This is a genomic window from Rhodobaculum claviforme, from assembly GCF_016653255.1.
In the GTDB taxonomy this organism is placed as follows: domain Bacteria; phylum Pseudomonadota; class Alphaproteobacteria; order Rhodobacterales; family Rhodobacteraceae; genus Rhodobaculum; species Rhodobaculum claviforme.
The window spans coordinates 1-10,009 of the sequence record NZ_NHSD01000247.1; the positions used below are offsets into that span (position 1 = coordinate 1).

Annotated in this window: 11 protein-coding genes; 6 read left to right on the top strand and 5 right to left on the bottom strand. The window is 70.5% G+C overall.

The window, feature by feature from the left end:
- From CCR87_RS08990 to CCR87_RS09000, 3 genes are all read left to right on the top strand, one after another.
- The coding region (locus CCR87_RS08990; RefSeq protein ID WP_274609766.1) for a GcrA family cell cycle regulator at window positions 1-301 on the top strand (301 nt) is incomplete at its 5' end.
- A gap of 11 nt (window positions 302-312) precedes the next feature.
- Window positions 313-948, top strand: a complete 636-nt coding sequence (locus CCR87_RS08995; protein WP_201157192.1) for an HAD-IA family hydrolase — start codon at window positions 313-315, stop codon at window positions 946-948.
- A complete protein-coding gene (locus CCR87_RS09000; RefSeq protein WP_201157193.1) occupies window positions 945-1,865 on the top strand; it encodes an ornithine cyclodeaminase family protein in 921 nt (306 codons plus the stop codon). The genes CCR87_RS08995 and CCR87_RS09000 overlap by 4 nt, the downstream gene beginning before the upstream one ends.
- A gap of 7 nt (window positions 1,866-1,872) precedes the next feature.
- Here the strand turns inward: CCR87_RS09000 and pncB are convergent, their stop codons facing one another.
- From pncB to ubiE, 5 genes are read right to left on the bottom strand one after another with little or no spacing between them, the layout of a single operon-like run.
- Complete coding sequence (gene pncB, locus CCR87_RS09005) at window positions 1,873-3,165, bottom strand: nicotinate phosphoribosyltransferase (RefSeq protein ID WP_201157194.1); 1,293 nt, start codon at window positions 3,163-3,165, stop codon at window positions 1,873-1,875.
- Between the two features lie 3 nt (window positions 3,166-3,168).
- Window positions 3,169-3,774, bottom strand: a complete 606-nt coding sequence (gene pncA / locus CCR87_RS09010) for a bifunctional nicotinamidase/pyrazinamidase (RefSeq protein WP_201157195.1) — start codon at window positions 3,772-3,774, stop codon at window positions 3,169-3,171.
- A 56-nt stretch (window positions 3,775-3,830) separates the two neighbouring features.
- On the bottom strand, window positions 3,831-4,961 hold the full coding sequence (locus CCR87_RS09015) for an NAD(P)/FAD-dependent oxidoreductase (RefSeq protein ID WP_201157196.1): 1,131 nt from the start codon (window positions 4,959-4,961) through the stop codon (window positions 3,831-3,833).
- A 26-nt stretch (window positions 4,962-4,987) separates the two neighbouring features.
- Window positions 4,988-6,517: a 2-polyprenylphenol 6-hydroxylase gene (gene ubiB / locus CCR87_RS09020; RefSeq protein WP_201157197.1), complete on the bottom strand. Its 1,530-nt coding sequence runs from the start codon at window positions 6,515-6,517 to the stop codon at window positions 4,988-4,990.
- Window position 6,518: 1 nt separating this feature from the next.
- Window positions 6,519-7,271 carry a bifunctional demethylmenaquinone methyltransferase/2-methoxy-6-polyprenyl-1,4-benzoquinol methylase UbiE gene (ubiE, locus tag CCR87_RS09025; protein WP_201157198.1) on the bottom strand — a complete coding sequence of 251 codons (753 nt, stop codon included), beginning with the start codon at window positions 7,269-7,271 and terminating at the stop codon, window positions 6,519-6,521.
- Window positions 7,272-7,384: 113 nt separating this feature from the next.
- Here ubiE and mutM point away from each other — a divergent pair, with 113 nt between their 5' ends.
- From mutM to rpsT, 3 genes are all read left to right on the top strand, one after another.
- Window positions 7,385-8,248, top strand: coding sequence for a bifunctional DNA-formamidopyrimidine glycosylase/DNA-(apurinic or apyrimidinic site) lyase (gene mutM / locus CCR87_RS09030; protein ID WP_201157199.1), 864 nt, complete (start codon window positions 7,385-7,387; stop codon window positions 8,246-8,248).
- Between the two features lie 71 nt (window positions 8,249-8,319).
- Window positions 8,320-9,096 carry an enoyl-CoA hydratase gene (locus tag CCR87_RS09035; protein WP_201157200.1) on the top strand — a complete coding sequence of 259 codons (777 nt, stop codon included), beginning with the start codon at window positions 8,320-8,322 and terminating at the stop codon, window positions 9,094-9,096.
- A gap of 150 nt (window positions 9,097-9,246) precedes the next feature.
- The gene (gene rpsT / locus CCR87_RS09040) at window positions 9,247-9,513 is read left to right on the top strand and encodes a 30S ribosomal protein S20 (RefSeq protein ID WP_201157201.1); all 267 of its coding nucleotides are present in this window, start codon (window positions 9,247-9,249) and stop codon (window positions 9,511-9,513) included.
- Window positions 9,514-10,009 lie beyond the last annotated feature (496 nt).

Here is a 10,009-nt window from a genome sequence, read left to right on the forward strand (position 1 = left end):
GCCCGCGCCGATGCCGCCGCGCCCCCACATCATCCCAGCCAGCCAGCCGCTGCCGCCCCAGCCCAATCCCAACGAGATCAGCCCCGAGGCGCTCGCCTCGGTCCGCGAGGTGGAGAAGAAGGCCCGCAAGCTGACGCTGATGGAGCTGACCGAGCGGACCTGCAAATGGCCCGTGGGGGACCCCGCGACCGAGGACTTCTGGTTCTGCGGCCTGCCGGTTGCGGCCGGAAAGCCCTATTGCGAGGCGCATGTGGGCGTGGCGTTCCAGCCGATGTCCACCCGCCGCGACCGTCGCCGCTGAGGGGGCGCGCGATGCCGTCCGCCCCTGCCCCCGCCGCTGTCGTCCTCGATATCGGCAACGTGCTGGTGGGGTGGGACCCGGTGGGCGTGTACGACCGCGCCATCGGCCACGAGGCCCGCGCGCGGCTGTTCGCCGAGGTCGATCTGGAGGTGATGAACCTGGAGGTCGACCGGGGCCGCCCGCTGGTGGACGCCGTGGCCGAGCGCGCCGCCCGCCACCCCGCCCATGCCGATCACATCCTCCTGTGGTCGACCCTGTGGCGGCAGATGTTCGCGCCGGTGATCGCGCCGTCCGTCGCGACGCTGCGGGCGCTGAAATCGGCCGGCGTGCCGGTGTTCGCGCTGTCGAACTTCGGGCGCGAGACCTTTGCCATGGCCGAGGCGGACCATGATTTCCTGCGCCTGTTCGACCGTCGCTTCCTGTCGGGCGAGCTGGGCACGCTCAAGCCCGAGCCGGAGATCTATGCAGCCCTGGAGGGCGCCACCGGGCTGTCGGGCGCAGCGCTTCTGTTCGCCGACGACCGCGCCGACAACATTGCCGCCGCCGCCGCGCGCGGCTGGCGGACGCATCATTTCACCGACCCCGCCGCCTGGGCCGCGCGCCTGGTGGCCGAAGGGGTCCTGACCGCCGAGGAGGCCGCGCCATGACCACCCCGCCCATCTCTGTCGGGCCCGAGGTCGAGGGGGCACTGGACTGGCTGGCGCTGACGGATGCGCTGATCGCGGGGCATGCGCGGCCGCGCGCGGAACTGGCGGATGTGTTCCTGACGCGCGGTGGCGACACGCTCCTGTCGCGCGCGGCGATGATCGACGGGCTGGGCAGCCTGGTCAAGACCGCGACCGTCTTTCCCGACAACCCCGCGCGGGGGCTGGCGGCGGTGAACGGGGCGGCGAGCCTGTTCGACGATGCCACCGGCCTGCTGGAGGCGCTGGTGGATTTCCACCTGCTGACCAAGTGGAAGACCGCGGGCGACAGCCTGCTGGCGGCGCGCTTGCTGGCGCGCCCCGAATCGCGGGCGATCACGCTGGTGGGGGCGGGGACCGTGGCGCGCTCGATGGCCGAGGCATACGCGCGCGTGTTCCCCGGCGCGCGCTTTACCGTCTGGAGCCGGACCGAGGCCAGCGCCCGCACGCTGGCCGATGCCATCGGCGGCACCGTGGCTCCTGACCTGGAGGGCGCGGTGCGGCAGGCCGACATCGTCTGCACCGCCACCATCTCGCGCGTGCCGCTGGTGTGCGGCGACTGGCTGCAACCGGGCCAGCATCTGGACCTGATCGGGGCCTTCCGCGCCGACATGCGCGAGGTCGACGACACCGCGCTGCGACGCGCGCGGATTTTCGTCGACAGCCGCGAGACCACCATCGCCCATATCGGAGAGCTGAAGGACCCCATCGCGCGCGGCGTGATCGGCGCGCACGACATCGTGGCCGATTTCCACGACATCGCCTCGGGCCGATTCGCGCGCGGCGGGCCCGACGAGATCACGCTGGCCAAGAACGGCGGCGGCGCGCATCTGGACCTGATGACCGCGCGCTACCTGCTGGAGCGCGCGCAGGAGGGCTGAGGCGCCCTCAGACCACCACGGGGTGCGGCGCCTGCGCGGCGGTGCCGAACACCCGGCGATAGCGCGCGATCTCGGCCTCGGGGCCCATCGCCTTGTTGGGATTGTCCGACAGCTTGACCGTGGGCCGGCCGTTGGCCGAGGCCGCCTTGCACACCAGGCTGAACGGGGCCAGCGCATCGTGGGGCACCAGCCCGCGGAAATCATTGGTCAGCAGCGTGCCCCAGCCGAAGCTGACATTGGTGCGCCCCGCGAAGCGGGCGTGCAGCTCCGCGATCACCGCCACGTCCAGCCCGTCCGAGAAGATCACACGCTTCTGCCTCGGGTCCTCGCCATGGGACTGCCACCAGCGAATCGCGCGCTCGGCGCCTTCGGCGGGGTCGCCCGAATCGATGCGGATGCCGGTCCACCCGGTCAGCCAGTCCGGCGCATGCCGCAGGAACGCCTGCGTGCCGAAGGTGTCCGGCAGGATGATGCGCAGGTTGCCGTCGTGTTCCTCGTGCCAGTCGGCCAGCACGCGATAGGGCGCCTCGGCCAGCGCGGCATCCGATTCGGCGAGTGCGGCATAGACCATCGGCAACTCGTGCGCGTTGGTGCCGATCGCCTCGATGTCGCGGCGCATGGCGATGAGGCAGTTGGAGGTGCCGGTGAAGGCCTCTCCCAGCCCCTCCATCATCGCCTGCACGCACCAGTCCTGCCACAGGAAGCTGTGACGCCGACGGGTGCCGAAGTCGGCGATGGCAAGGCCGGGCAGGGTGCGCAGGCGTTCGATCTTTTCCCAGGCGCGGGTCATGGCGCGGGCATAGAGGACCTGAAGCTCGAACCGGCCCATGTCGCCCAGCACCGCGCGGCCGCGCAGTTCCATCAGCACGGCGAGCGCGGGGATCTCCCACATCATCACCTCGGGCCAGGCGCCGTCGAACGTCAGCTCGTACTGATCGCCGCGGCGTTCGAGGTGGTAGGGCGGCAGGCGCAGCCCCTCGAACCACTCCATGAACTCGGGGCGGAACATCTGCCGCTTGCCGTAGAAGGTGTTGCCCCGCAGCCAGGTCGATTCGCCCCGCGACAGCCGCAACGTGCGGATGTGGTCGAGGTGCTCGCGCAACTCCCCTTCGTCCACCAGCCGGGCGAGGGGCACATGGCTGGAGCGGTTGATCAGGCTGAAGGTGACCTGCGTGGCGGGGTGGTTGCGGTGCACTGACTGGCACATCAGCAGCTTGTAGAAGTCGGTGTCCAGCAGCGACCGCACGATGGGGTCGAGCTTCCAGCGGTGGTTGTAGACGCGGGTGGCGATGTCGACCATGGCTCAGCCCATCCTGACGCCGGCTGTGCGCATGGCGGTGTGCGCGGCCTCCAGCGAGCCGCCGGTATCGATGGCGCGGCACAGCTCCGCGCGGACCGTGACGGCAAAGCCCAGTCGGGCGGCATCGACGGCCGAGAACTGCACGCAGAAATCCGTCGCCAGCCCCACCAGCGTCAGATCGGTGATGCCACGCGTGCGCAGATACCCCTCCAGCCCGGTGGGGGTGGTGTGGTCGTTCTCGAAGAACGCCGAATAGCTGTCGATGGCGCGGCGGCAGCCCTTGCGGATCACCAGCTGTGCGGGGTCGGTGCGCAGGTCGGGGTGAAAGGCGGCCCCCGGGGTGCCCTGGATGCAATGGTCGGGCCACAGAACCTGCGGGCCGTAGGGCATCTGCGTCACCTCCATCGGGGCGCGGCCGGGGTGTTCGCTGGCAAACGAGCCGTGGCGCGGCGGGTGCCAGTCCTGCGTCAGGATCACGGTGGCAAAGTCATCCATCAGCACGTTGATGCCGGGCACGATGGCGTCGCCGCCGGGCACCGCGAGTGCGCCGCCAGGGCAGAAGTCGGTCTGCACGTCCACGATCAGAAGCGCGTGGGTGTCGGGGTGCATGGCGCCCTCCCTGCTGTGGTGCGCGGCGTTCGGGTTACGCGCGGGGGGGCGGCGCGTCAACGCGCGCGGGCGCCGAGGCGCGCGGGGGACAGCGCCGCGGCGCTGACGCCCTGGTCCGCGATGTCGCCGGGCAGCGCGCGGCCCGTCGCCAGCGCGGCCGCCGTGCGCGCCAGCGCCGGTGCGGTCTGGATGCCATAGCCGCCCTGTCCCGCCAGCCAGAAGAACCCCGCAGCGGCGGGGTCCATCCCCGCCACCGGGTCGCCATCCGGCAGGAAGCTGCGCAATCCGGCCCATTTGTGCACGATGCGCCGGACCGGCAGGTCCATCGCGCCCTGCACGCGGTCGATGGCGATGGCGACGTCGATTTCCTCGGGGGCGGCGTCGCAGGGGGGGCTGGGGCTGGCGTCGGCGGGCGACAGCAGCAGCCGCCCGGCGTCGGGTTTGACGTACCAGCGCTCGTTGATGTCGATGGTCATGGGGCTGTCGCGCAGGTCCACGCCCGCGGGCACGTCCACCACCACCGCGGTGCGCCGCCGCGGCTGGAGGCCCAGCGGGCGCACCGCCGCCAGGTCCGCCACCGCATCCGCCCAGGCGCCGGCGGCATTGACCAGCAGATCGGTGCGGAACGTCCCGGCGGGGCTGTCGAGGCGCCATCCCGCGCCGTCCCGCGTGATCGCGCGCACCGGCGCGCGGGTCAGCAGCACGCCCCCCGCCGCCGTCAGCCTCCGCAGGAACAGCGCATGCAGGCTGGCCACCTCGATGTCGGCGGCGTCCGGCTCCAGCAGCGCCGCGGCCACGGCGTCGGTGCGCAGCAGGGGCATGCGGGCGCGCGCCTGTGCCGGTGTCAGGCGGTGCACCGCGGGGCCGAGTTCCCCGGCCAGGCGGGCGGCGGTGTCCTCGCAGCCCGGGGGGGCCACGAACAGCGCCCCGCGCGGGCGCAGCAGCGGATGCGACAGCCCCGGATGATCGGCCCGCAGCGCAGGCCCCGAGGCGCGCGACAGCGCCCGGATCACCGGCGGGCCATAGGTGGTGGTGTACAGCGCCGCCGACCGGCCGGTGGCGTGGTGGCCGGGCTGGGCCTCGGCCTCCAGCACGCCCACATGCAGGCCCGACTCGGCCAGTTCGGCCCCGACCGAAGCTCCGGCGATCCCGGCGCCGATCACCACACAGTCGAAGCCCCGCACCATCGCCCCCCCGCCCGGCCCGGCGGCCGTCAGATCATCGTCCCCAGCCAGACGCCGGCCCCGGCCAGCGCCGCGCCCATCGCCATCCACACCAGTGGCCAGATCTGCGAGGGGCGCTGCGCCGGCTGCGGGGGCTGATGTTCACGCAGGAGCTGCTGTTCCACCAACTCCGGCAGCTTGGGGCCGAAGCGCGACAGCACCACGGCGGTGCGCCATAGGTCGCGCACGGCCGCCTTGGGGCCGACGTTCTCGGCGATGTATTCCTCGACCACGGGGCGGGCGACCTGCCAGATGTTGATCGACGGGTTGAGCGAGCGCGCCACCCCTTCGACCACCACCATGGTGCGTTGCAGCAGGATCAGCTCGGTCCGGGTTTCCATGCCGAAGCGTTCGGTCACCTCGAACAGGTATTGCAGCAGCTTGGCCATGGAGATGCGGTTGGCGTCCATGCCGAAGATCGGCTCGCCCACGGATCGCAGCGCGCGGGCGAATTCGTCGATGTCGCGGTCGGGGGGGACGTAGCCGGCCTCGAAATGGACCTCGGCGACGCGGCGATAGTCGCGGCGGATGAAGCCGAACAGGATCTCGGCATAGACGCGGCGGGTGTATTCGTCGATCCGCCCCATGATCCCGAAGTCCAGCGCGACGATATCGCCCGACGGCGAGACCTTGAGGTTGCCCTGGTGCATGTCGGCGTGGAAATAGCCGTCGCGCAGGGCGTGGCGCAGGAACAGTTGCAGGATGCGGGTACCCAGTGCGGGCGCGTCGTGACCGGCGGCCTCGATCGCGGCGAGGTCGGACATCGGGACGCCCTCGGCCCAGCTCTGGGTCATCACGTTGCGGCCCGACATCGGCCAGACGATGCGCGGCACGGTGAAGCCCGCGTCCTGGGTGGTGTTGGCGGCGAACTCCGCCGCCGCCGAGGCCTCCAGCCGCAGGTCGAGCTCGCCCATCACCACGCTTTCGAAATGCGCGATGACGTCGGTGGGGCGCAGCCGGCGGGTGGCGGGCAGCAGCAACTCGATGGTGCGGGCGGCAAAGTAGAAGGCGTCGATGTCGGTCTGGAACGCCTGCAGGATGCGCGGGCGCAGCACCTTGACCGCCACCTGTTCACCCGTGGTGGCGCGCCGCGCCTTGTGGACCTGCGCGATGGAGGCCGCCGCGATCGGCTCGCTGAACTCGGAATAGAGCGCCTCGACGGGCTGGCCCAGTTCCTCGGCGATCATCGTGCGGGCGGTGGCGGTGGGAAAGGGCGCCAGCTTGTCCTGCAGGACCTGGAGTTGCAGGGCGATCTCGGGGCCGACCACGTCGGGGCGGGTGGACAGGATCTGTCCGAACTTGATGTAGGCGGGCCCCAGCGCGGTGATCGCGCGGGTGGTGGGGGGCAGGCTGGGGTCGCCCTTGAACCCCAGCCAGGTGAACGGCCAGGCGATGGCGTGGGCGGCGACCCGCAGCCGGGGCGGGGCCTGCATCTGCTCCAGCACGACGCCCATGGCGCCGGTACGCTCGAACGTGGCGCCGGTGCGGATCAGCCGCCAGATGTTGATGGGGCCCCGCACCTCAGACCTTCCAGCCCGAATGCAGCGCGGCGATGCCCATCGACAGGTTGCGGTATTTCACCTGGCTGAAGCCCGCGTCACGGATCATCGCGGCGAAGGTGTCCTGGTCGGGGAACTTGCGGATCGATTCCACGAGGTACTGGTAGCTGTCGCGGTCGCCGGTCACGACCTGCCCCATCGCCGGGATCACGTTGAAGCTGTAGCGGTCATAGAGCCACTGCATCGCCGGAACGGGAAGCTGGCTGAACTCCAGCACCATCAGCCGGCCGCCGGGGCGCAGCACGCGGAACGCCTCCGCCAGGGCGTCCTCCACCCGCGTCACGTTCCGGATGCCGAAGGACACGGTGTAGACGTCGAAGCTGGCGTCGGGGAACGGCAGCGCCATCGCGTCGCCCACCACCCAGTCGAGGCGGTCGGTCAGCGCCTCGGCCTCGGCCCGGCGCTGCCCTTCCAGCAGCATCGATTCGGTCATGTCGAGAACGACCGCGCTGGCCTCGGGCGCGCGCTTGAGGAAGCGAAACGCGATATCCCCGGTGCCGCCCGCCACATCCAGCAGGCGCTGGTCGCGGCGCGGCGCGAGCCAGTCCATCATCGCATCCTTCCACACCCGGTGGATGCCCGCCGACATCAGGTCGTTCATCACGTCGTAGCGGCTGGCCACCCGTGTGAAGACCCCGTGCACGAGGCCGGCCTTCTGGCCCTCCTCCACGGTCTGGAAGCCGAAATGGGTGGTCTTGCCGTCATCACTGGCCATGGGGCCTTGCCCTCCCGCGGTTTGGCCACTCCTTATAGGCGCTGGGCGGGGCGTTACAATCCGGCGCCCTTGGTCCGCTTTGCCACACCCCCGCAAGACACCCGAGGTTGCCCTTGCCCGAATTGCCCGAGGTCGAAACCGTCCGCCGTGGCCTGGCCCCGGCCATGGAGGGGCGGGTGATCACCGCCGCCGATGTCCGCCGCCCGGATCTGCGCTGGCCGTTGCCCGCACGCATGGCCGAGCGGCTGACGGGCGCGCGGGTGGGGCTGCTGCGGCGGCGCTCGAAATACATCCTCGCGGATCTGTCGACGGGTGAGACGCTGCTGATCCATCTGGGCATGTCGGGGCGGATGCTGGTGTCGCACGGGGACGCGCGCGCCGCACCCGGGGTGTTCCACCACGCCCATCCCGCGCCGGAAAAGCACGACCATGTGGTGCTGGACATGGAGGGCGGCGCGCGCATCACCTTCAACGACGCGCGCCGCTTCGGGGCGATGGACCTGGTGGCGACGCCCATGGCCGAGGCGCATCCGCTGCTGGCCACCCTCGGCCCCGAGCCGCTGGGGAACGGCTTCGATGCGGGGTATCTGGTGGCCGCGCTGCGGGGCCGCGCGACACCGATCAAGGCCGCGCTGCTGGACCAGCGCCTGATTGCCGGGCTGGGCAACATCTATGTGTGCGAGACGCTGTTCCGCGCGGGCATCGCGCCGTGGCGCAAGGCGGGCCGGATCGCGCCCGCGCGGGTGGCGGGCCTCGTGCCGGTGATCCGCGACGTGCTGGAGGATGCGATCGCGGCGGGCGGATCATCCCTGCGCGATCACCGCCAGACGGGCGGAGAGCTGGGATATTTCCAGCACAGCTTTCGCGTCTATGGCCGCGAAGGCGCGCCCTGCGTCACGCCCGGCTGCACCGCCACCGTGCGCCGGCTGGTGCAGTCCGGGCGCTCCAGCTTCCATTGCCCACGCTGCCAGCGCTGATGCGCGACGGGTTGATCCCGGCGCGCGCGGTGGTAAGCCTCGCGCCCGTCATGCCACCAAGGGAGATCCCCATGGCCTATGAGACGCTGCTGGTCGACATCACCGACCACGTCGCGGTGATCCGCCTGAACCGGCCCGAGGCGCTGAATGCGCTGAACGCCCAGCTGATGGAGGAGCTTGCCCGCGCGATGCGCGCGGCGCAGGACAACGACAAGGTCCGGTGCATCGTCCTGACCGGCTCGGAGAAGGCGTTCGCCGCCGGTGCCGACATCAAGGAGATGTCGAAGAAGACCTTCGTGGAGGTGTTCACCTCGGACTTCTTCACCCCCGAGACCGAGGACATCCTGCGCGTGCGCAAGCCGATCATCGCGGCGGTGTCGGGCTATGCGCTGGGCGGGGGCTGCGAGCTGGCGATGATGTGCGACTTCATCATCGCATCCGACACCGCCAGGTTCGGCCAGCCGGAGATCAACCTCGGCGTGGTCGCGGGGATCGGCGGCACGCAGCGGCTGACGCGCTTTGTCGGCAAGTCCAAGTCGATGGACATGCACCTGACGGGCCGGTTCATGGATGCCGAGGAGGCGGAGCGCTCGGGCCTCGTGAGCCGGGTGGTGCCGGTCAAGAAGCTGATGGACGAGGCGATGGACGCGGCCCGCAAGATCGCCGAGAAATCCCAGTTGACGGTGATGACCGTCAAGGAAGCCGTCAACCGCAGCTACGAGACCACGCTGCGCGAAGGCATCCTGTTCGAGCGCCGTGCCTTCCACGCGCTGTTCGCGACCGAAGACCAGTCCGAGGGCATGGCGGCGTTCCTGGAAAAGCGCGAAGCGCAGTTCCGCGACCGCTGAGGGCGCCCCTTCCCAACCCGGCCGGCATGGTGTATCGGCCGGGGCACATGCGCGTGGGCCCGCTTAGGCACGTCCTTTTCCGTCCGCCCGGACGGGGCCGGGTCCGTTGCGCAGAATGAACCGTAACAGACCCCGAGGACGGACCCACAGATGGCCAACACCCTTCAGTCCAAGAAGCGCGCCCGCCAGGGCGAGGCACGCGCCGCCGTGAACAAGGCGCGCCGCTCGCGCATCCGCACCTATCTGCGCAAGGTCGAGGAGGCTCTGGCCTCCGGCGACCAGGCGGCCGCGGCCGAGGCGCTGCGCGGCGCACAGCCCGAACTGATGCGCGGCGTGACCAAGGGCGTGATGCACAAGAACACCGCGTCGCGGAAGATGTCGCGCCTGGCCGCCCGGGTGAAGGCGCTCGGCGCCTGAGCCACCGACACCGCCCTGCGCGACCCAATATCAAGCCGCCGGCCCCGTGCCGGCGGCTTTTTTCGTCCCGCGAGGGGGGCGAGTCGGCCCGAGTCGCCCCGCGGAGGGGGGTGATTCCCCCGGATTTGCCGGGTTCCGGGCCTCCGCGGCTGCAACAGTGCCCGAAAAGTGTGCCTGTTATCAGGGTGTTGATGGGAAAATCCGGAAAAAGTCAGGTCCCGGCGAAAAACTCGCTTGCAAAGGTCCGGGCGTCCCCATAGATACCCCCTCGAAGCGAGACGGAGCACACAGCGGACCGCGCGCTTCACCAGACATCTTCGGGAGAACGGGCCTGGATGCGGCACTAGCCGACCAAGTTCGCATCTTCTGCGCTTTTTGACATAACTGTAACATGAAGGGGCATGTGGGCGGTTTTGGTTTTTGCTTCGGCGGACTGGATCGTTTGCATGTCGACCTGCTAGGTAGCCTGAGAGGGTTTACCGATGATGTGGGTGTC